The organism is Kaistella jeonii (assembly GCF_000812865.1).
GTDB classification, from domain to species: Bacteria; Bacteroidota; Bacteroidia; order Flavobacteriales; family Weeksellaceae; genus Kaistella; species Kaistella jeonii.
This window is the reverse complement of record NZ_JSYL01000005.1, coordinates 126,321-149,225: the sequence shown is the minus strand read 5'-3', so window position 1 is coordinate 149,225 and position 22,905 is coordinate 126,321. Positions and strand designations below refer to the sequence as shown.

General features: G+C 34.4%; 14 protein-coding genes and 3 tRNA genes. 9 read left to right on the top strand and 8 right to left on the bottom strand.

The window, feature by feature from the left end; all coding sequences use genetic code 11:
• Positions 1-55 precede the first annotated feature (55 nt).
• The 3 genes from OA86_RS09415 to OA86_RS09405 form a co-directional block, all read right to left on the bottom strand.
• Entirely contained in the window at positions 56-2,944 is a 2,889-nt protein-coding gene (locus OA86_RS09415) for a M16 family metallopeptidase (protein WP_082017318.1), read from the bottom strand.
• Between the two features lie 43 nt (positions 2,945-2,987).
• On the bottom strand, positions 2,988-4,388 hold the full coding sequence (gene aspA, locus OA86_RS09410) for an aspartate ammonia-lyase (RefSeq protein WP_039352116.1): 1,401 nt from the start codon (positions 4,386-4,388) through the stop codon (positions 2,988-2,990).
• 160 nt (positions 4,389-4,548) lie between these two features.
• A complete protein-coding gene (locus OA86_RS09405; protein WP_039352115.1) occupies positions 4,549-5,565 on the bottom strand; it encodes an N-acetylmuramoyl-L-alanine amidase in 1,017 nt (338 codons plus the stop codon).
• Between the two features lie 133 nt (positions 5,566-5,698).
• Between OA86_RS09405 and OA86_RS09400 the strand changes: the two genes are divergently transcribed.
• From OA86_RS09400 to OA86_RS09385, 4 genes are all read left to right on the top strand, one after another.
• Positions 5,699-5,785 (top strand) — tRNA-Ser (locus tag OA86_RS09400).
• A 22-nt stretch (positions 5,786-5,807) separates the two neighbouring features.
• A tRNA-Pro gene (locus OA86_RS09395) sits at positions 5,808-5,882 on the top strand.
• Positions 5,883-5,963: 81 nt separating this feature from the next.
• Positions 5,964-6,037, top strand: a tRNA-Arg gene (locus OA86_RS09390).
• A gap of 221 nt (positions 6,038-6,258) precedes the next feature.
• Entirely contained in the window at positions 6,259-6,954 is a 696-nt protein-coding gene (locus tag OA86_RS09385) for an ATP-binding cassette domain-containing protein (RefSeq protein ID WP_039352111.1), read from the top strand.
• A gap of 54 nt (positions 6,955-7,008) precedes the next feature.
• On the opposite strand, the gene OA86_RS09380 is transcribed toward OA86_RS09385, so the two are convergent.
• Positions 7,009-7,395, bottom strand: a complete 387-nt coding sequence (locus OA86_RS09380) for an SRPBCC domain-containing protein (RefSeq protein WP_039352108.1) — start codon at positions 7,393-7,395, stop codon at positions 7,009-7,011.
• A 33-nt stretch (positions 7,396-7,428) separates the two neighbouring features.
• Here OA86_RS09380 and OA86_RS09375 point away from each other — a divergent pair, with 33 nt between their 5' ends.
• Positions 7,429-8,034 carry an NUDIX hydrolase gene (locus tag OA86_RS09375; protein WP_039352106.1) on the top strand — a complete coding sequence of 202 codons (606 nt, stop codon included), beginning with the start codon at positions 7,429-7,431 and terminating at the stop codon, positions 8,032-8,034.
• Here the strand turns inward: OA86_RS09375 and OA86_RS09370 are convergent.
• Both OA86_RS09370 and gldJ read right to left on the bottom strand, forming a co-directional pair.
• Positions 8,031-9,305, bottom strand: coding sequence for a UDP-N-acetylmuramoyl-tripeptide--D-alanyl-D-alanine ligase (locus OA86_RS09370; protein ID WP_039352104.1), 1,275 nt, complete (start codon positions 9,303-9,305; stop codon positions 8,031-8,033). The two genes, OA86_RS09375 and OA86_RS09370, sit on opposite strands and share 4 nt — an antisense overlap.
• 62 nt (positions 9,306-9,367) lie before the next feature.
• Positions 9,368-10,975 carry a gliding motility lipoprotein GldJ gene (gene gldJ / locus OA86_RS09365; RefSeq protein ID WP_039352102.1) on the bottom strand — a complete coding sequence of 536 codons (1,608 nt, stop codon included), beginning with the start codon at positions 10,973-10,975 and terminating at the stop codon, positions 9,368-9,370.
• Between the two features lie 162 nt (positions 10,976-11,137).
• Here gldJ and porU point away from each other — a divergent pair, with 162 nt between their 5' ends.
• From porU to OA86_RS09350, 3 genes are all read left to right on the top strand, one after another.
• The gene (porU, locus tag OA86_RS09360) at positions 11,138-15,040 is read left to right on the top strand and encodes a type IX secretion system sortase PorU (RefSeq protein WP_039352097.1); all 3,903 of its coding nucleotides are present in this window, start codon (positions 11,138-11,140) and stop codon (positions 15,038-15,040) included.
• 27 nt (positions 15,041-15,067) lie between these two features.
• Positions 15,068-16,192 carry a type IX secretion system outer membrane channel protein PorV gene (porV, locus tag OA86_RS09355; protein WP_039352094.1) on the top strand — a complete coding sequence of 375 codons (1,125 nt, stop codon included), beginning with the start codon at positions 15,068-15,070 and terminating at the stop codon, positions 16,190-16,192.
• Positions 16,193-16,268: 76 nt separating this feature from the next.
• Positions 16,269-18,530 carry an FUSC family protein gene (locus OA86_RS09350; protein WP_039352091.1) on the top strand — a complete coding sequence of 754 codons (2,262 nt, stop codon included), beginning with the start codon at positions 16,269-16,271 and terminating at the stop codon, positions 18,528-18,530.
• On the opposite strand, the gene OA86_RS09345 is transcribed toward OA86_RS09350, so the two are convergent.
• The gene (locus OA86_RS09345) at positions 18,506-19,117 is read right to left on the bottom strand and encodes a 4'-phosphopantetheinyl transferase family protein (RefSeq protein ID WP_039352088.1); all 612 of its coding nucleotides are present in this window, start codon (positions 19,115-19,117) and stop codon (positions 18,506-18,508) included. The two genes, OA86_RS09350 and OA86_RS09345, sit on opposite strands and share 25 nt — an antisense overlap.
• Positions 19,118-19,260: 143 nt before the next feature.
• On the opposite strand from OA86_RS09345, the gene ahcY reads away from it, so the two are divergent.
• On the top strand, positions 19,261-20,574 hold the full coding sequence (gene ahcY, locus OA86_RS09340; RefSeq protein WP_039352085.1) for an adenosylhomocysteinase: 1,314 nt from the start codon (positions 19,261-19,263) through the stop codon (positions 20,572-20,574).
• A gap of 68 nt (positions 20,575-20,642) precedes the next feature.
• Here the strand turns inward: ahcY and OA86_RS09335 are convergent, their stop codons facing one another.
• Positions 20,643-22,298: a tetratricopeptide repeat protein gene (locus OA86_RS09335; protein ID WP_169743952.1), complete on the bottom strand. Its 1,656-nt coding sequence runs from the start codon at positions 22,296-22,298 to the stop codon at positions 20,643-20,645.
• Positions 22,299-22,905: the final 607 nt, after the last annotated feature.

Here is a 22,905-nt window from a genome sequence, read left to right as displayed (position 1 = left end):
AAAAAGATGAAAGTAAGATTTCATCTTTTTATTATTATCGTTATTAATTTTGTTTTTAATATCCGAAAATTTCTTCCAGACTTAATTCTCTGAAATCACCCATCTTATTTAGAGCTTCAAAATCGAGATTCTCTTTTTTACCCATGATTGCTGTATTATATTTCAACGGTTTCATTTCACTATTATAAAAATCGGTTAAATCTGCTAAGGTCAGTTCTGCAATTTCGGAATTAATATCTTTTCTGATATCGTAATCAATTCCTAATTTCTTTAAATTTAAATGATTGAAAAAAATATTGGTTCGGTTCACTCTTGCCGCAGCAATTTGTTTTAAAGCCGAATTTCTAGCATTATTAAACTGAGCCGGAACTTGCGGTAGATCAGCCATTAATTCATCCATCGCAATGACTGCTTGTGATAATTTATTGGCCTGAGTTCCCACATAAGTGGTGATATAATCCGGATGATCGAGTTCACTGTTAGTGGCGTAAGAAACGTAGGCTGAATACGCCAAACTCTTACTCTCCCGAATTTCCTGGAAGACAATTGAAGATAATCCACGCCCAAAATATTCATTAAATAAATTTATTTTTCCAAAGTTTTTCAAGTTCACATTTCTTCCTTTTGCGACTTTGGTCATTTCAGTTTGAACCATATCGTAATTGGTAAAATAAACTTTTCCTTCAGTCGCCGGCTCTTGATATAATTTTTTTGGAGGAATTGCTATCATTTCTTCCTCAATAAAAGGCGTTATATATTTATGAAAACGATCAAATTCAGTTCCGTAAAAGAAGATTTGATAAGGCATTTGAAGCAAGTCTTTAATTTTGTGCATCATTTCCTCCGAATTTATTTCTTTCAATCTCTTTTCAGAAATGATATCTGTAAACCGAGATTCCCTGCCGAATTTCGCATAACTGGAAAGCGCCGCCATAATTCTGCCTTTGTCTTTTTTAGCGACTTCCCTACTTTCTAAAATAGTATTGATGTTTTGACGATAAACTTCTTCATCGGGTTTCGCATTTTGCATCCAGTCTTTCAACAATTCGATTCCTTTCGGTAAATTTTCCTCCAAACCACTTATTGAAATGATGAGCTGATCTGAAGTTGTTCGGAAATCGTTGGAAATCCCTAGTTTAAAAAATTCCTCGTTGAGTTCTTCTGCATTTAATTTATCGGTTCCTAAATATTGCAAAACCTGAGTTGCCAAACCGAGTTCTTTGTCATGATCGCTTCCGAAAGGGAAAATAAAATAAGCTTGTGCAATATCATTGTATTTATTTTCAACAAAACTTACTTTCTTACCTTCAATTTGAGCGGTTTTAATGGCTTTTGAATAATCAATAAAGTCAGGTTTAATGTCAGTGGATTTTTCCTTTAAAATTTCCTTTAAAAAAGAAGACTGTGACTCTTTATTTATTTTAATAGGCGTAATTCCGGGGTTTTCTACACGAACCAGCTTTTCATTAATCCCTTTTTCTTTTTTAACAACAACATAATTTTCTTTGAAAAAATCATTCGCAAATTTTACAATATCCGCTTTTGTAATCGTCTCGTATTCATTAATTTCATTCAGCTCTTCTTCCCAGGTTTGATCATTGATAAAAACGCCATAAAGTGTTGTTGCCAAACCATCTGCGGTTTCAAAGGCTTTCATTCTCTGGATCTTCATATCGTTAATTACCGCCTGAATAAGCCATTCTGGGAAATCACCTTTTTTCACCAACTCTATCTGATCGAGCAATAATTGTTTTGCTTCTTCTAAAGTTTGTTCATTTTTCGGTACAATAACCATTGAAAAAGTCCCATAATTCTTGAAAGGCGACGAGTAAGCCATTGCGCGCAAAGCTTTTTGACTTTGATTAATATACAAATCGATCAATCCCGATTCGCCTGAATTAGATAAAATATTGGCAACCATTTCGGCAAGTCTGGCTTCGTGTGTGCCGTAAGAATCAGTTCTCCAAGCCATTTGCAATCTCGGTGCAGATGGACTTTTTACAGTTCTTTCTACAATTTCGGTCATTGGTTCTTCAGAAATCTTCATCTTTTTTGGAAGTTCGCGGTATTCAAAAGTTCCGAAATAGTGATCGATCAATTCGATCGTTTTTTCGAAATCTAAATCTCCGACCAAAACCATTGCGTAATTATTGGGCACGTAATATTCATCAAAATATTTGTGAATCGCGACCATCGAAGGATTTTTCAGATGTTCCGATTTTCCCAAAGTAGTCTGTTGACCATTTGGATGGGTTGGAAAAAGCGCATCCATTAATTCATAATTCACCAAACGAGCATCGTTATCTTGGGCACGGTTAAATTCTTCGTAAACCGCTTCCAGTTCGGTATGGAACAATCTTAAAGTGAGTTCAGAAAATCTTTCTTTCTCAACTTTCAACCATTTTTCTAATTCGTTATTCGGAATATTATTTTTATAAACCGTTTCATCAAGCCAAGTATGCGCATTTGTTCCCGAAGCTCCAAGTGAAGAAATGGCTTTATCATATTCGTTGGCGATGGCAAATTTGCTGGCTTCCTGAGAAACTTCGTCGATCTTTTTGTAAAGCGCTTTCTTGTTCTCTGGATCCTGTTCCGCTTTATGTTCTTCATAAAGGTTGGAAATTTCCTCCAAAAGCGGTTTTTCCTTCTCCCAGTTCGCCGAAGCTAATTTAGACGTTCCTTTGAACATCATATGCTCCAGATAATGCGCCAAACCCGTATTATCGGAAGGATCATTATTGCTTCCAGTTTTTACGGGAATATAAGTCTGAATTTTTGGAGCATCGAAATTTTGGGCAAGATAAACTTTCAACCCATTTTTTAGGGTGTAAATTCGAACTCCATTTTTGTCATCGATTACCGATTCGTAAGAATATCCTGCTTTATCTGTGAATTTTTTTGTCTGAAATATGGCTGCACCTGTCATTTTTGTCGATCCTGTCATTGGTTAACTTGAATAATTTTATAATTGAAAATTTTAATATCAATTAAAACTGATGCGGTTTCAACATATTTTTAGGATCCAAAATTTCATCTAATTTCTCTTGAGAAAGAATTCCTTTCTCTAAAACTAAATTATATACACTGTTTCCTGTTGCTAAAGCTTCTTTCGCTATTTCTGTAGAATTTTTATATCCGATGTAAGGATTCAACGCTGTCACAATTCCGATGCTGTGTTTAACCATATTGAGGCAAATTTCTTTGTTGGCAGTAATTCCAACAATACATTTTTCTCTTAAAGTATCTAAGGCATTCCCAAGGAAATTCATACTTTCCATAATAGCATGCGACAAAACGGGCTCCATCACATTGAGTTGTAATTGCCCGGCTTCGGCGGCGAAAGTCACGGTTAAATCGTTTCCAAAAACTTTATAACAAACCTGATTCACCACTTCCGGAATTACAGGATTTACTTTACCGGGCATAATTGAAGATCCAGGTTGCATTGGCGGAAGATTGATCTCAAAAAAACCTGCTCTTGGTCCGGAAGAAAGCAATCTCAAATCATTACAAATTTTAGAAAGTTTCACCGCAAGTCTCTTCATTGCTGAAGAATAGATGACATACGAACCAGTGTCCGGAGTTGCTTCGACCAGATTTGGTGCGGAAACAACTGGATAACCAGAAATTTGAGCCAAGTTTTTCGCACACAATTTGGCATAACCAACCGGAGCGTTAATTCCTGTTCCGATCGCAGTTGCACCCATATTTATTTCAACAAAAAGGTGAGCATTGTTATTCAATTTTGAAATATCTTCTTCCAGAGTCGCTGCATACGCTTCAAATTCCTGACCCATTGTCATTGGAACGGCGTCCTGAAGCTGCGTTCTTCCCATTTTGATCACATCGTTGAATTCAACGCCTTTATGGCGAAAAGCTGCAATTGTTTTCTTTAGTTTCTCAACCAATTCTTTGTTCATCTGCAACAAAGCCATTTTAATCGCGGTTGGATATGCATCGTTTGTTGATTGCGAAAGATTGATATGATCGTTTGGCGAACAGAATTGGTAATCGCCTTTTTCTTTTCCTAATTTTTCTAAAACAATATTTGCAATTACTTCATTGGCATTCATATTCACAGAAGTTCCCGCTCCACCTTGAATCATATCAATAGGGAATTCTTTGTGAAATTTCCCTTCCATCAATTCATCGCAACTTTGTGCAATTTTTTGGTAGAGACTTTCTTCCAACAAACCTAATTCGTAATTTGTTTTAGCAGCTGCTTTTTTCACCATTGCCAAACCTCTGATAAAGTGTGGATAGGAAGAAAGATACTGACCGGAAATTTTAAAATTCTCAATCGCTCTCTGTGTTTGAACACCGTAATATGCGTTTGCAGGAACCTGTAAAGTTCCTAAAAGATCACTTTCATTTCTGAAATTTTCCATAAAAATAATTTGTTGAAAAGTTAAGATTTTTTTGTCGGATTTTAAAATGAGATTTCAATTTGCTCCTGTAAAAAACGGACGAATTGTGGTCGTCCGTTTTCGGTTTTCGCTGAAATTTCTTTAATTCAATTTGAATAATTCAATTGAAAATAAAGAACATTTATTTATTAGGATATTTTTGATTCAAAGCTTGCAAAATTGACCAAGTCTCAGCATCCATCAAACCATCATATTTTTCTGGTCGAAAATGATATTGAAAGGCTTCGATCGTTTTTTTGGTAGCATCATCGATCATTCCGGAAGGTTCTAAACCATATCCTAAAGTCTTTAAAGCAGTTTGGTATTTGAATACAGATTGGGCGGTGCTCATCTCTGCTACAAACGTTTCGGGGATTATCTGGTAAAAGAAATTCTGTTTTGTGGCTTCATCGTACCACATTCCGAGTTGATAGTCGTTGTATAATTTTTTCCAGGGAAATTTTGGACCTGGATCTTGTTTTCGTGTCGGCGCAATATCAGAATGTCCCAAAATATTTGTCGCCGGAATCATATATCTGTTCGCGATATCTTTAACTAAAGCTGCGATTTTAAGAACTTGCGCATCGTCATATTCCGGGAAAACCCGCAAACCAGTGGAATCTGTTTTGTACCCGCTGTTCACAATTTCTATTCCTATGGAAGTATCATTTAGCATCTTATCTGTTCTCCAGGCGCTAATTCCTGCGTGGTAAGCTCTTTTGTTCTCATCAACTAACTGGTAAATTTCTCTGTCACCCAAATTATTAACAAGATAATGCGCGCTCACCGACTGCTGGGTAAGAACTGCGACAGACTTATCGTCATCCAAAGCAGTATAATGCAAAATAATATATTTCTGTCTGAAATTTTGTCCAATAGAAGGATAATAAGTTTTTACAACCTTGTAACCGTTCGGATTCGCAGAAACAATAGAACCATAACTGATAGTATTATCATTTTTGCTACCATCTGCAATATTCTCTTTGTAAAAATCAACTCCACCTTCATGAAGAATTTTAGATTTCGCAATAGATACTGCTGGGTTTGCAGGCATATTTTTAGGTAAAGTTGGTTTTGTGACCACTTTTTGAATATTTTTTTGAGTTCCACAGGAAATAATAAGAAAACTTAAAGAAATGATATATAATGGCTTACGCATAATTGTAAAAAATTTGTTAAAAATAATGTCAAAAATACAAATATTTTTTAGGAATTTATTTTGGTTAATATGCAAAACTTTTCTATATTTGCACTCGCAATTACAGAACAGAAGCTCTTATAAATATTGCAATGGAGAGTTGCCTGAGTGGCCGAAAGGACTTGTTTGCTAAACAAGCGTATGGGAAACTGTACCAAGGGTTCGAATCCCTTACTCTCCGCAACTTCCACAAAAAAATTATTCGGGGCGTAGCGTAGTCCGGTCATCGCGCCTGGTTTGGGACCAGGAGGTCGCAGGTTCGAATCCTGCCGCCCCGACTTTATAGAAAACTCTTTCGAGAGTTTTCTTTTTTTAGAGACTTTATCTCCCAAAGATAAGTTCAAAAATCCCAATATTTTGGGTGCGTAGCTCAGCTGGATAGAGCATCTGCCTTCTAAGCAGACGGTCACAGGTTCGAATCCTGTCGCGCTCACTCAAACTTCACATTTATTTGTGGAGTTTTTTTTTGTTTTAAATAAGATGTTCAATTGCATAATCTTGCTGATCAACGCAAATTTACGATCGTATTGAGCTTAGTTAAAGGACTGAGATTTCGCAGTCTTTGTAAAAAATTTTTACTGACTATTATTATTCATCACAATAATTTCTACTTCATGTTGAATTTCCTAAATTTGCAGTCTTCAAAATAATTTCATGTCACTACAAATCATCAATCTTACAAAGAAATTCGGCGAACAAATCGCTTTGAATAATATTAATGTTGAAATCAACAACAACGAAATTATAGGTTTATTAGGTCCAAACGGTGCTGGAAAATCGACATTAATGAAATCTATTGTAGGTGCATTAAAAATTGATAAAGGTGAGATTTTATTTGATGGAACAGATGTTCGGGAAGATGAAATTGGGGTGAAGAAAAAGATGGGTTTTCTCCCGGAAAATAATCCTTTGTATAGTGAAATGTATGTAAAAGAATATTTAAATTTTGTCGCCGACCTTCATCAAATTTCAAAAGAGAGAATTGATGAAGTTATTGATTTGGTAGGAATTACGCCGGAAAAATCTAAGAAAATCTCCCAATTATCAAAAGGTTATCAGCAGAGAGTTGGTCTGGCTCAAGCAATCTTACATTCCCCTGATTTATTAATTTTAGATGAACCGACAAATGGCTTAGATCCCAATCAAATCATAGAAATTAGAAACGTAATTAAACAGATTGGAAAAGAAAAAACGATTATTCTTTCCACCCATATTATGCAGGAAGTAGAAGCGCTCTGTTCCCGCGTAATTTTGATTCATGAGGGAAACATTATCCAGGATTCGAATATTGAGGAATTCAAGGGCAAATACGGCAGTTTAGAAGAAGCATTCGCCGGCTACACCCAATAATAAAAATCCCCAAAATAATTTATTTTGGGGATTTTAACTTTTATAAATTAGTATTTAAATTTTTTCGATATTGTCGGTGAGCGAATTAATGAAATTTTGAAGTGGCTTTTCGACCATCATTTTAATGAATGGATTGAAATTACCTTCAAAAAGCAACTGGACTTCCGTTTGATTTTCACTAATTGCATTAAACATTCCTTTCAAAGAAAACTCTAAGCTTGAACTCGCAGATTTCAAAACCACTTGATTTTCGGTAACTTCTTCTATTTTCAACGCAATTTCCGGCATTCCTTTCAAGCTAAATTTAAAACCATTATCACGAACTTCAAAACTTTGCAATGAATCTGGCATTAATGTTTTATAATCTTCAGGATTTTTCAACAATTCCACCAATTCATTTACTGATTTATTTACAATAATCTTGCGTCCTTCTAAATTCATTTTTATATTTTTGTATTAATTAAAACGTTGCAAATGTATAAAGTTTTTGTGAATGAAAAAAAATTAACTTTAAGTAAGTATCCTGAAGACATTCAAAAGAATTTGCGTTTCGAAGGTTTTGCAACTTTAGAAATTGCAGTGGATCTTTTGGAAAACACGTCATGCCCGGAAATGAATGTTTACGGGGAAAATATTGATGAAATTTGGGAAGATTTCACACACATGTTCAAAGTCATTGAAGCTGCAGGTGGTCTTGTAAAAAACAAAAAAGACGAACTATTGTTTATCCGCCGAATGGGCAAATGGGATCTTCCAAAAGGGAAAATAGAAAAAGATGAATCCTTGGAGCAGGCGGCTCTGAGAGAAGTTGAAGAAGAAACGGGTTTAAAAGAGTTAATTCTTGAAGAATTTCTCAACAATACTTTTCACATTTACACCGAAAGAAATGGAGAAAAGATTTTAAAAACTACCTATTGGTTCAAAATGACTTACGTCGGAAATGAAAAACCTATTCCTCAAAAAGAAGAAGGAATCTCGGAAGTTACCTGGAAAAATGAAGAGATGATCAATAAAGAAGTTTTACCCATGACTTTTCAAAATATTAAACTCGTTCTGAATGATTACTGGAATACAAATTAATGAATAAATTCCAAAATTTGCTCTAAGGCGATTCCACGCGATCCTTTCAATAAAATGTTTTTTGAAGAAATTGAATGGTCTTTTAAATAAGTGGAAAGCTCTGCGGAATTTATAAAAGATCGGGAAATTTGATTGACCTTTCTAAAATGATTTCCAACAGTAATGATTTCATCAAAATGTAGCGTTTGAGCTAATTCCAGAATCGCGTGATGCTCCGTTTCTGAATCGGCACCCAATTCTAACATATCACCGATAATAATAGTTTTTGTCCCCTTAAATGTGCTGAAATTTTTCAACGATTCTGCCATAGAACTGGGATTTGCATTGTACGTATCGAGCACAAAAACCTTTCCGTCCTTCTCCAAAATCTGCGAACGCATATTGGTTGGAATATAATTTTCGATGGCTTTCTTGATGTCTTCAAAACCGACTTTAAAATGAAATCCTAAACTCGCTGCTGCACAAAGGTTGGTAAAATTATAATTGCCGGTTAAATGCGACTGAGCTTGATTTCCTTTAAATGATAATCCAACAAAATTTTGATCAGAAAATTCTTCAAATTGAAAGTCTGAACTTTCTTTCCCAAAAGTAATTTTGTCAACATAATTTTTCGTTTTTTCTACTTGAATAGGATCATTTTCATTCACTAAAAGTGTCTGTTTATTTTTTATTAAATACTCATACATTTCAGATTTCCCTTTGATAACTCCTTCAACTCCTCCAAAACCTTCGAGATGTGCTTTTCCGAAATTAGTGATGTATCCTAAATTCGGTTGTGCAATTTTACAAAGCATTTCTATTTCCTTCTGATGATTCGCACCCATTTCTACGACTGTAATTTCATGCTCAGGTTTTATAGAAAGTAAAGTTAGAGGAACGCCAATATGATTATTGAGATTTCCAGAAGTGTATTGAACGTTATATTTTTGTGATAAAACTGCGTGAATAATTTCTTTGGTGGTAGTTTTCCCGTTGCTTCCGGTTAAAGCAATGATCGGAATTTTGAGATGGCTTCTGTGCAAAACAGCTAATTCCTGCAAAAATTCTAAAGTAGAAGAAACGTAAAAAATATTACGCTCAGTGTTTTCAAATGATTTCTGTTCTACAATAACTGCTAAAGCTCCCTGATCGATGGCTTTTTCTGCCAAAGTTGCAGCATTAAAATTCTCTCCGGAAAAAGCAAAAAAGATATCATTTCTTTCAATTTTTCTATTATCGATGGTTACTTTTCCGGCTTGTAGAAAAATGGGATAAAAAGTGGCTGCATTCATTCTCCAAAAATAAAAAATCCTTCTGCAATTACAGAAGGATTATGAAAATATTTTAAATAAAATTATCTTTTTGTTCTACCTTTTCCAGTTGATTTGGCATCTTGAGATACTCGGAAACCAACCCATCCGTAAGATTTTCCTTCTTCACGGAATCTTCTTTGACCCGGATCTAACCAGTAAGCTCCATCTAACCAGGAACCTCCTTTAATTACACGCACCTCATTAGAAATTCTGGTGGTTCTGGATACTTTATCTTTTTGCATTACTACTCTACCTCTATCATCAACGATAAATCGTTTCTGTTTAGAGTTATACATATTGTAACCTGCTGTTGTGCTGTCTTCTTCTTTACCATAACCTGCATCAAGAGAAGACTGGAAATCTCCATCTCTAAAGTTTCTGTTATCAGCCACTGTTTCTCTCTCGTATTGTCCTGGTAAACCTTTGTAAACTAATCTTCCGTCGGAAAGTGTATCATATTTAGCTGCTTCAATTTTTTTGAAAGTGCCATCAGCATTTTTTACAACCTCTTTAGATACATTTCCTCTGTAATAATTGAAATCACTCGCTTCTTCATCGATAATTGGTCTGTAAACATCGGCAGTCCACTCAGAAACATTACCAAACATTCCAAAAATTCCCAAATTATTCGAAGGATATTGTTTCACATCAGCTGTTGTTGGGGAACCATCATTTTTCCATCCTGCAACACCAGAATAATCTCCTCTACCTTGTTTAAAGTTTTCGAGATACATTCCTCTGTTTTTACCTTTTTTACCTTTTAATTGCTCAATCTCAGGTTTTTTGCTCGTGTAAAGATTGTATTCTCTTTCTTTTTGCATTCCCAGTGCTGCAAATTCCCATTCTACTTCTGTCGGAAGTCGGAATTTTTCTACAACACCTGCAGTTGCGTTACGATTTGCGGCAAGAATTCTTTGATTAGAAGTTTTGATTCCTGATTTCTGCTGCAATCTTTGAGTATTGATATAAGCTTCCATTTCAGGATCATTTGCTTTAAATTTATCTAAATTAAAAGAATTTGCTCCTTGATTATTGGCATCATTCGTATAGAAATCCTTGGAAATAATTCCTTGCTCCATTAATGCTTTTTCATTTGCGCGATCGGTCAACCAATCACAATATCTTGAAGCCTGCAACCAGGAAACACCTACAACAGGATAATAATCATATTCAGGTCTGCGGAAATAGGTTTCTGCAAAATCGTTTCTAGACAATTTATTATTCCATACTAACGTATCGGGGAGTGCTCCTTTGTAAATTTCTTTAAAACTTGGGTCAGATGGTGGAAATACAAATTTCAACCAGGTCACATATTCTCTGTACTCGTAATTGGTAATTTCGGTTTCGCCGATAAAAAATGCACTTACCTGCATTCTTTTTGGGGTATTATTCCAATCGTGCATTACATCATCTTTAACCAATCCCATGGTGAAGGTTCCTCCTTCTACATAGACCATCCCGGGCCATCCTTTTTGTTTCTGTTGTTTTCCGGTGAAAAACCAACCCTTTTGATCATTTGGTTTCCAACCGGTTTTACTGGTAAAACGTTTTGTACCACCACCTTTTTTACCGCCGCCGCTTCCGCCGCAACTCATAAGTAAAATGGTAGAACTTAGCATTATTAATGAAAACAACTTTATTTTGCTCATAGTCTATATAGAATTTATCAAAGTACAAAGAAAAATGAAATAATCTAATAAATCAAATTAATATATTGATTTTTTTGGAAAACGTTAACAATTTAATTTTATTGTACCATATTATTATTTATTATTTTTCGTTTAATTTGTATCCGTGAAACTTTATACCACATGAAACGCATCTTAACTCTTGTCTTAACCAGCTTGTTTTTTTCTTTTACTGCTGCACAAACCATTAATATTCAATGGAATGGAAGCAAAGTAATCGATTTTGGAAGTTATCAAACGACCGTTCCTTTTTTCACCAATGAAGGCTTTGCTTATGAAGAAGGCTCTGTCTTTTTTCGTTCAAGTGAAAAATTTACGGGCGGGAATCAAAAAATAGCGAATTTGGTCTGGGAAAAAATTACCTCAAAAGAAATTTTTGAAGTAAGTCCTTCTAGTATTCCAACACAGGAAAAATCAGAAGTCGCCTATTATACCAATCCCTATACACAGGAAAAAACGACCAATATAAGAGTTTCTACTTTAAAATTAGAAAAAGACAATCTCTACAGATTAGTTTCTTTTAGTATAGTAAGTGGTGGAACAGTGAATCCGGCTTTATCTATGAGTGGAAAAATTGGATCTAATGATAATCCTTTAAAATCAGGAAATTTTTATAAAATTAAAATAGATAAATCGGGCGTTTTTAAAATTACAACGAAATTTTTGCGTGATAATGGTATTAATCCTTCCAACATCAATCCGAAAAATTTTAGGATTTATGGAAATGGTGGTTTAATGTTGCCTGAACATAATTTAGATACGCGATTTTCAGCTTTGCAGGAAGATGCGATCCAGGTAATTGGGGAAAATGACGGTACTTGGAACGACGATGATTATGCACTTTTTTATGCTCAAGGTCCGAATGGTTACAACATTTACAAATCTGACGGAAATTCTAATGGAAACGGTAATCGCAGAATAGACACCAGAACAGAGAAATCGAATAATTTCATCAATATATATGATGACTTTGCCTACTATTTTATCAATTTTGATTTAGGACCCGGAAAAAGAATTCAGGAAATGGATGAATCAGTCAATGCGAACATTATCAATCGTTATGACGACTACCAGTATATTAATGAAGAAAAATTTAATCTGATGAAAATTGGTAGAATTTGGACAGGTGATTCCTTTTCTGGAGGTAAAGCAGTTTCATTTACTACAAAATCGCCGATTCAATCCACAGATATAATCAAATACAGAACAAGAGTTATCGGTTATCAATCCAGTGGAAACACTATTACCACCAACATAAATAATACGAACCAGGCTATTTTCTCCATTCCTGCAGATGAAAAGAAGGAATTTATACCGAAAACATATGTAGGTATCATTACTAATTTACAAGGAAATACTTTAACCTTAAATTATCTCCCAAATGCTTCCAGCAATCCCAACGGAAAGTTTTATTTTGATTACGCAGAAGTTCAGTACAAAGAGGACTTAAAATTTAACAATTCCCAAATGAATTTCCGGAGTTACGGAATTGATGAAGGAAGCGGAACCACTTACACATTTAACGTTGCAGATGCAGCTTCAGTAGAGCAAATATGGCAAGTTTCGGATGTAACAAACGTAATTAAAAAAGTAAACAAATCGGGAAACACATCGAGTTTCGCTTTTGGTTATAATGCGAATAACAATATTTTCGTCAACGAATTTGTAGCATTTCAAAGCAGTGATGCATTTGCACCTTCTTTTGTAGGAAAGGTCGAAAACCAGGATCTTTCAGGATTACAAAATATTGATTACCTTATGATTACCGTGCCTCAAATGATGGGTCATGCACAACGACTTGCCAATTTCTATCAAAGCAAATATAACGTTGCAGTCGTTGACATTAATAAAATTTATAATGAATTCAGTAGTGGTAGCAAAGATATTACCGCGGTTCGAGATTTTGCGACAAAACTTAATACTCCGACCGGAAAACTAAAATATGTATTTATTCTTGGCGATACCTCTTATGATTACAAAGGAAAAAATAATCCTGGTTCAGATATTATCCCTTCTTACGAAAGCGAAGAGAGTGGAAATTATGCTGATTCTTTCGTGACTGATGATTATTATACAATGACTTCACCGCAAAGCCCTTCTTCTACGGCTTTATCTGCAACACTACCCGATTTACCAGTCGGTAGATTACCTGCCGCAAATCTCTCTGAAGCCAAACTGTTAATCGATAAAGCACTTGCTTATAACAATGCGCTTCCCGGTCAATCTACCCCTTTTGGTGAGTGGCGTATGAAACTGGATTTTGTGGTAGATGATGATGCAGATAATTTGGTTCCTTTCCATAATACGATGAATATTTCATTGGTAAATAATTTTGAAACAGGTATTTTAAGAAAAGAATATAATGTTCGGAAATTATATTTAGATGCCTTCACCGCTCAAGCTTCTGCAGGTGGACAAAGATATCCGCAGGTTAATCAGGCGATTTCAAATGATGTTGGGAACAGTCTTTATCTCTTTTATTTCGGACATGGTGGAATTAATGGCTGGGCGCAAGAAAGAGTTTTAACAATTGATCAAATTCAAAATTTTAATAATTACAATAATGTTTATACGCGTTTTCCTTTAGTTTCTACTATCACGTGTGAATTTACTTTGTGGGACGATCCTGCTACTTTTTCGGCAGGTGAACAGGTCATAAAATCAAAACAAGGTGGTGCTGCGATGATGCTGACTTCCAGTCGCGCTATCGGTGTTGGTTATGGTGAGCAATTTACGCAGATCTTTACCAAACATTTATTTGAACTGGTTAATGACGAATTCGTGAATTTTGGAGACGCATTTTTAAAAGCAAAAATAGAAAAAGGAGCATTTACAGACCATTTGAAAGTAAATTTATTAGGTGATCCTGCAACCAAGTTGAGCCGTCCTAAAAGATTACTCAATATTGATCAAATCGAATCTCCAGTTCTGGGCCAGTTGCGTGCTCTGGATTTTGTAACAGTAAAAGGACATATCAATAAATCTGATGGAACAATCGATACCTCATTTAATGGTAGAGTCGCGATTAATATTTTTGACAAGAGACTCAACAAAAAAACTTTGAATAACGATAATGAGCCGAAAATGACGCCCGTTCTTAATTATACAGAAGAAAACGGCCCTATCGTAAAATCTTCTGGCCAAGCTATAAATGGTGTTTTCTCCGTAGAATTTTATGTACCAAAGGATATCAATTACGAAATTGGAGACGGAAGAATTTTAGCCTACGCTGACAATAAAGTATTCGATGTTTTTAATAATCAAATTCAAAAAGTGGGTGGAATTAATCCAGATGGAATTAATGATACTACTCCACCAAAGGCTAAATTGTATATGAACAATACCAATTTTGCAGATGGCGGAATTACAGATCAAAACCCTCTACTTCTCGCCTGCGTAAATGATGATAAGGGAATTAACTCTACAGGTTCTGGGATCGGTCACGACATCACCGTAATTTTAGATGGTAAAATTGTAGATACCGTTGTACTCAATGATTTCTATTTTTCTGGGGACGGAAATGGCTGTACTGATGCTTCACTAAAAGATTATCAAAAAGGAAATGTGAGTTATCCTTTCCGTAACTTAGCACCGGGAGCTCATCAATTAAGTTTTAAAGTTTGGGACATCAACAATAATTCTACAACTGAAACGTTAAACTTTGTAGTTAAGGATGAAACCAACCAAAATTTAGTAGTTAATAAATTGTTAAATTGGCCAAATCCTTTTACGAACAAAACCTATGTTCAGTTTGAACATAACTGCGATGATATTTTAGATGTAAATGTGCAGATCTATACCATCACAGGGAAATTAGTAAAAACAATAAGCACCTCCGTGACGGCAGAACCTTTTTTCCAGGGGTTTAGAACACCGCGAACTGCGATCGAATGGGATGGAAATGATGATTTCGGTGACGCAGTTGGAAAAGGAACTTATATTTTTAAAATATTTGCAAAAAGTCAAAACCAAGACAAATGCAAGGGAACTGCAACTGCAGTTGAGAAAATGGTTTTATTAAAATAAAAAAAATAACGATAAAAAATTTACTTTATGACATTGACTAAAAAACTATTTTTAGGATTAGGATTAGGATTAAGTGTTGTGGCGTATTCGCAGATTCAGCCAGTTCTTACCGGCGCACCTTTTCTACGAATTTCTCCAGATGCAAGAGCAGGAGGAATGGGAGATCAGGGAGTTGCAACTACGACAGATGCTTTCTCTCAGTTTTGGAATGCCGCAAAATATCCGTTCAGCAAAACAACTTCTGCAATCGGAATCAATTATACACCATATATGGGTAAATTGACCAATGATGTATTTTTACTTTATGGCGCTTATCATCAATTTTTGGGAGATGAAGAGAGAGCTACAATCTCTGCGAGTATCTATTATTTCAATATGGGTTCTGTAGATCTTACAGATTATGTCGGAAATGAAGTGGTTCAGTTAGGTACTGCTAAACCAAACGAATTCTCTATTGATGTCGCTTATGGTTTAAAACTGACCGATAACTATTCAATGGCTGTTACCGGTAGATTTATCCGTTCAGATTTGTCGGGTGGTTTTAACTCTGATAACACTTTGAAGCCTGCAAATTCTTTCGCAGTAGATGTTTCCGGATATTATATGTCTCCTAAACATACAAGTATTAATGATTTTGAAGGTCGTGCAAGAGGTGGTTTTGCCATTCAAAACTTAGGACCAAGATTAGATTATACGGGTGACGATGAATCAAGATCTTACCTTCCAACAATGGCACGATTAGGTGCTGGTTACGATTTATTTGTTGATGATTTAAACCGTGTTGGATTAAATTTCGAAGCATCAAAAATTTTGGTTCCTGGACCGGACAATACTGGGAACGTTCCAAATGTTGGTGTACTTGATGGTATCGGAAAATCGTTTAGCAATCAAAAGAGTTTAATGTTTAGCGGAGCTGTAGAATATGAATATGACAATGCTTTTGCCATAAGAGGTGGTTATTTTCATGAAAGTGAAGAGCAAGGAGCAAGACAATATGCAACTGTTGGAGTTGGTCTTAAATACCAGTCTTTCGGTTTAGATATGTCTTATTTAATTAATACTTCCAAAGTAAACTCAGCTTTAGATAACACTTTGAGATTCGGATTAACTTGGAATATTGGGGAAGATTCTTCAAATTCACAAGACTATTAATTGTTCTCAATTTTAAAATAATAAAGTCTCAAGAAATTGAGACTTTTTTTATACTTTAAACTCCTAAATTTACAAAATGAATTACGCCACCGAATTTAAAAAATTTGCAACCAGCCAATACATCTTTTCGGCAGTGCGAATTACTTTGGCAATAGTAGTTCCCAGTATTATTTTCGTTTATTTTGGTTTGCTCAAAGAGTTCTTCCTCTTCCCTCTTGCCACAAGTTTTGTTGGATTAACCGATCAACCGGGACCTTTTGTCAGACGACGAAATTCTCTTATCCTCGCTATTGTCTGCTTTTTCTTCGTAGCACTTATTGCAAGTGTTATCAAAGATTATCCGCCACTTATTTATGTAGAAATTGTTGTCTTCGGTTTATTCTTTTCTATCATTGGTGTTTACGGACAAAGACTTGCCGCAGTTGGTTCCTTATCACTTGTTGTTTTGGCGATTTTTATTGATGGTCATTTGACTGGCGAAAATATTATTAAAAGTTCTTTCATTTTTTTAGCTGGATCAATTTGTTATCTGCTTATTTTCCTCGTAGTTTCCAGAATTCAACCCTACAAATTGGCGGGACAAATGATTGGCGAAAATTATTTATTACTCGCCGATTACCTTAAAATAAAATCTAAATTCTACCTAGACAAACCCGATTTTGCTAATTTATATTCTGAGGTTATTGCAGAACAGATCAAAATTAAAAATTTACAGGAAGAAACTCGCGAAACAGTTTTCAAAACACGAAAAATCGTTAATGAATCTACAACGACAAGCAGATTATTAATGCTGATGTTTCTCAACTCTATTGATCTTCATGAAAAGTTAATGACTTCAGACAGTGATTACAAAAAAGTTCAGGAGAGTTTCGGCGACACCGGTTTTTTAAAATCAATAAGTTTATACCTGGAAAAACTCTCGGAGGAATTAAGCAACATTGGAATTGCCTTGCAAAGTGGATCAAAAGCAAAACCTATTCTACAAATAGAGGGAGAACTTAATAAAATTTTTGACGAATATTTCGACTTACGCAATCAGAAATTAAAATCCGATAATCTGGAGAACTTTATGATCATGCGCTTAATTTTGGTTCGGATTACAGACATTACCGACGAAGTGAAAACCATTTACAAAGTTTTCGTACAGGATCAAAAATTAGCAAAAAGTTTATCAACTGGATTAGATCTAGAAAAATTTTTACCAAGCACTCAAAAATTAAATTTAAAGGTTTTATGGAATAACTTTTCCCTGAAATCATCGCAGTTTCGGCATTCGATCCGTATTGTTTTGGCTTTATTGATCGGTTACTTATTTTCTAAATTAGAATTTCTCGGCATCGGTCATTCTTACTGGATCTTAATTACGATTGTTGCCATTATGCGACCGGCTTATTCCACGACCAAACACCGAAATCTTTTGCGTTTGTACGGAACAGTTGCAGGTGCAGTCGTAGCTTACCTTATTTTATTTGGAATTTCGAGTAGCGCTTTTCTTTTTGCTTTATTGATGATCAATATGATTTTGTGTTTCAGTTTTTTGAAAGCCAATTATTTTTGGGCAGTTTTCTTCATGACGATCTATGTATTTTTAAGTTTTAACTTTCTGAAGCCTGGGAATGTAAACATGATTTTCAAAGACAGAATTCTCGATACAGCGATCGGCGGAATTGTTGCATTCGGCGTTTCCTATTTTATTTTCCCTGTTTGGGAACATACCCAGAATTTAGATTTGATGAAAAAAGCTGCGAAAAGTAATTTAAAATATTTCACTGCGGTTATGAATTTCTTTAATGATAAAAATACAGCAATTCAAGAATATAAATTAAAAAGAAAAGATGCCATCATCGATTTAGCAAATCTTTCCGACAATTTCCAACGGATGATTTCGGATCCTAAAAATCAACAGAAAAAACTCGAAAATATTCACCAGTTTGTCAATACGGCGCATTTGATAACAGCGTATATCGCATCGTTCTCTCAATATCCAAAATCTGCGAAAGATTATCCTGAAATTGATTTTGAAAGTTGGAAGCGTAAAATTTCTGCCGAATTATTGCGAACGAATTTAATTCTGGAGCAAAAAAAATTCCATGAAAATATTAGAGAAGAAAGCGCTCTGAAACCAGGAGATTCTGTAGAAAAATTAATGGAAATTCGAAAAAAGGAAATCACAGAAAACGAAATTTCCAATCTGCGTGATCCCAACCGAATTACGCATTTAACAGAATTGAAAAATTTACAGGAAATCCTGGAATTAATTTATGATGTAGCCAAAGAACAGAGAAAAGGGGCAGAAAAATTTGAACCTGAAATTCAGTCAACAATGGTAAAACAATAATTTTCAAAAAATTCTACTCTCGCATTAAATAGATCAGAAACCTTGTCATCATGAACTCTGCACTGAATATTGAAAGGAAAATCCAGGCTGAAAGGTTTAATTTCGTAATGTTTTTTAAGCGACCAATAATTAGAATGATGAATTTTGTATAAGCTTTCCTTCAAAGACCAGATCACTGTTAAATATGCCACTTCTTTTTCTTTTTCAATAAAATCTGCTTCATCTTCCTGCAAGAATTTGTGTTGAATTCTTTTAATTTTCGGATTAAAAGGTTCAATATCAATCCCAATTTTATTTTTAGAAATCGCCAAAGCTGCGTAAGGAAAAGAATGCGTTACAGAAATTTCAAAATCATTCGGAAATAAATAGGGAGTTCTGTCATGATAAAGAATTTTGTGATTGGGAAAAACAGATTTCAGAATTTTTCGAACCAAAAGAAGTTCTTTAAGTTTGGTCGGATGATAATCTTTTATCTTATCGTAATTTTCTTCCTCAACTAAAAATTGAGAATTCAATTCTTCCCTTTCATCGTATTTCCAAAGAAGAATTGTGGCGTTATCATCTGAAAAATCTCTGTAAAGTGGCATCAAAAAATATTATAACGTAAAAGTAAGCAATTTGAAAAAGATTACATATTAACTAATAGATTTAAGTAATAATAAGTATTTCTAAATCTCATTTGAGGGAAAGAAAGGGATTTCGTACATTTGCAAAAAGTTTATTTAAATAGATGGAAACTACAACACAATACGTTCCTTACAAAGTTAAGGACATTTCATTAGCAGAATTTGGCAGAAAAGAAATTAATTTAGCTGAAGCAGAAATGCCTGGTTTAATGGCGATCCGCGAAGAATACGGTCCGTCTCAACCTTTGAAAGGAGCAAGAATCGCCGGTTGTCTTCACATGACGATTCAAACTGCAGTTTTAATTGAAACTTTAGTTGCACTTGGAGCAGATGTTACCTGGTCTTCCTGTAATATTTTCTCAACTCAAGATCATGCGGCGGCGGCAATTGCAGCAGCAGGAATTCCTGTTTATGCTTGGAAAGGAATGACTGAGGAAGAATTCGAATGGTGTATCGAACAAACTGTATTTTTCGGAAAAGACAGACAACCTTTAAATTTGATCTTAGATGATGGTGGCGATTTAACCAACTTGGTTTTCGATAAATACCCAGAATTAACTGCTGGAATTAAAGGACTTTCTGAAGAAACTACAACTGGAGTTCACAGATTGTACGAAAGAATGGCAAATGGAACTTTGGTAATGCCTGCAATCAACGTAAATGATTCAGTTACAAAATCAAAATTCGATAACAAATACGGTTGTAGAGAATCTGCAGTTGATGCAGTGAGAAGAGCAACAGATTTAATGTTGGCTGGAAAAAGAGTCGTAGTTTGTGGTTACGGTGATGTTGGTAAAGGAACTGCAGCCTCTTTCAAAGGAGCTGGCTCGATCGTTACCGTTACAGAAATCGACCCGATCTGTGCATTGCAAGCTGCAATGGATGGTTTTGAAGTTAAAAAATTAAGTTCTGTAGTTGAAAATGCAGACATCATTATTACTACAACTGGTAACTTTAACATTGTTAAAGGTGAAGATTTCAAAAGAATGAAAGATAAAACTGTTGTTTGTAACATCGGTCACTTCGATAATGAACTCGATATGGCTTGGTTAAACGGAAACTATGGCGATACCAAATATGAAGTAAAACCACAGGTTGACGTTTATAACATCGACGGAAAAGAAATCATTATTTTAGCAGAAGGTCGTTTGGTAAACTTAGGTTGTGCAACAGGACACCCAAGTTTTGTAATGAGTAATTCATTTGCAAACCAGACTTTAGCTCAAATCGAATTATGGACTAATTCAGCAGCTTATGGAAATGAAGTGTATATGTTACCAAAACATCTAGATGAAAAAGTAGCATTTTTACACCTTAAAAAATTAGGAGTAGAATTAGAAACTTTATCAGCAGACCAGGCGAAATACATTGGCGTACCGGTTGAAGGTCCTTACAAACCAGAATATTACAGATATTAATAGAATTTATTACTGAATTTTATTTTTACTTATAATCTAAAACGCTCTGAAAATTTCAGAGCGTTTTTTTAGTTTTCTATGGCAATCATTTGAAACAAAAGATCATATTTATCGCCCAGTTTCCTCTTCAATCGTTGCTTGGATTTTTTCACAGCTTCAACAGTAATTCCCAACAATCCCGAAATTTCAGTATTCGTAAATCCTAATTTTTGAAGCAGGATGATTCGTAAATTTGAATCGGTGATCTCCGGGAAATTTTGTAGTAAATTATCGTAAAAATCTGGATGTTCGCGCTGAAATTCACTTTTAAAATTACGCCAGTTTTCTTCCGTCATTAAATGAGATTGGAGGAGATTGTCAAGTTTTCCATGATCTTGTTCAAAAGATGAATCCGTTTTTCTGAATTTTTCAATTTCCAAATGCAGTTTTTGAATCTGAATATTTTTTTCTTTTAAAAAATCGATTTGTGAATCAAGAGTCTTATGAGCATCTGCAAGTTTTTGTTCATTGCTCGCTTTCGTTTTTTCGTATTCTTCTATTTTATTATCATTTTGAGTCTTTCTAATCTTTTCCGTCTTTTTCGATTTAAAAATAATAAATAGCACGAATAAAATTAATAAACCCGATGCTATAAAGATTAGATTTTTCCAGAATAATTCCTTTGAAAGTTCTTGTTTGGTTGAAGCTATATTTTGTTGATAATTTCTTTTTTGCATCATCCAATTCGCCTGGTTCAGCGGCAAAATTCCGTCGGTTTTATTCAGCGAATCCTCCAAAATACCAATTCGTCTTCTGACTCCGAGTTCATCACGCCCTTTATTTTGTTTATAGATAATTTCTAACTTTAGTTTTAAAATTTCCAGCTCGTTAATTTTAAAATATGATTTCGATTTAGCAATTAGGTCGGCTTTTTTTAACACTATATCGGCTTCTAAAATCTGATCATTTGCAATAAGTAATCTTGCTAAGATGGTATACGCAAACATGACATTTTGTTCACATTTAAAGCGTTCAGAAATTTGAATATCTTCCCGTACTATTTTAATCGCATTAGGATAATCGTGCTCTTTCTCATAAATCAGTCCCAAATTACCTAGTGTTTTTGCATATCTAACACTATCTCCAACAGATTTTGCTACTTCAGAAGCTTTCTCAATATTTTTTCGTGCATTAATGACATCTCCCAATTGTAAATAATATAACCCCAAATTATCTGTGATTCTAGCAAATTCTGGTGTATTCGTATTGGTATATTTAATTGCTTTTTTTAAATAGTTAATCGCTTCATTATTATCTCCAATGGTTCCCATATAAAAACCAATTTTTGTGAAAGATTCCCCGGGAAATAAGATTTGCGAAGGATCAGTTTGATCTATTTTTTCGATTGCAGCAACAAAAAAAGGAAGGGATTTGGTTATTTCCCTATAATTATAAAAATATTCTGCGTTACAGAGCGTTGCCCAAATTTCAAGTGCTTTATCACCTGATTTTTGAGCACTTATAATTGATTTTGAGTAATATTGATTGCTTTTCTTATTAATTCGGTCGAAAGCTTTCGCATAACAATTTGCAAGCAAAACATTATATAAAACTTTATCAGATTCAGAATTACGGTCTTCAAGAGGTTGCAGAAAATTTTTAAGCGCAGTCGTATCACTCACCAAACTATTTTTCAGGGATAAAATTCTCTCCCATTCAGAAATACTATTTCTACCTGAATTCAACTGAATTTTCTGTGCTTGCAAGGAAAAAGTGGAAAGTATAAGAAATAAACTAAAAAAGTATTTTATTCGCATTAATCTTCTAAAACAAAATTATAGATGAATATATAACAAATTTTAAGAAATGCACATAATAACGCCATATTTTAATATGATTACAGCGAACTCAAACTATGCTCTGCATATTTCAAACAGGTTCAAATCATCACTAAAAGCAACACTTCCGATAATACTAAAAAAATAACTGAAAATACTGACTTTTGGAATACGCTGTTAATCAAGTAGTAATATTTAAAATAATAATAGAAAACACCTTATTATAGAGCATTCATAATTTTGTCCACCCTTTGTCCACCACAAAAATTTGATTTATTTCAAGCTATATTTTACATTTACAGAGAAAAAAAATAAGTGTCGAAACTTTTATAAAAAATAAAGGTTTCGACGAGTTCTAAAAACACAAATGATTTACTCCTTTAACTAAAAAAAGTTAGAGGAGTTTCTTTTATCAATTCTTTAACACGAATTCTTTTCTCAAATTCGTTAATTTATTAAAAAGAAAGATTATGTCAAACTTCGTATTTAAAAATGCATTAAAATAATTTTCTTG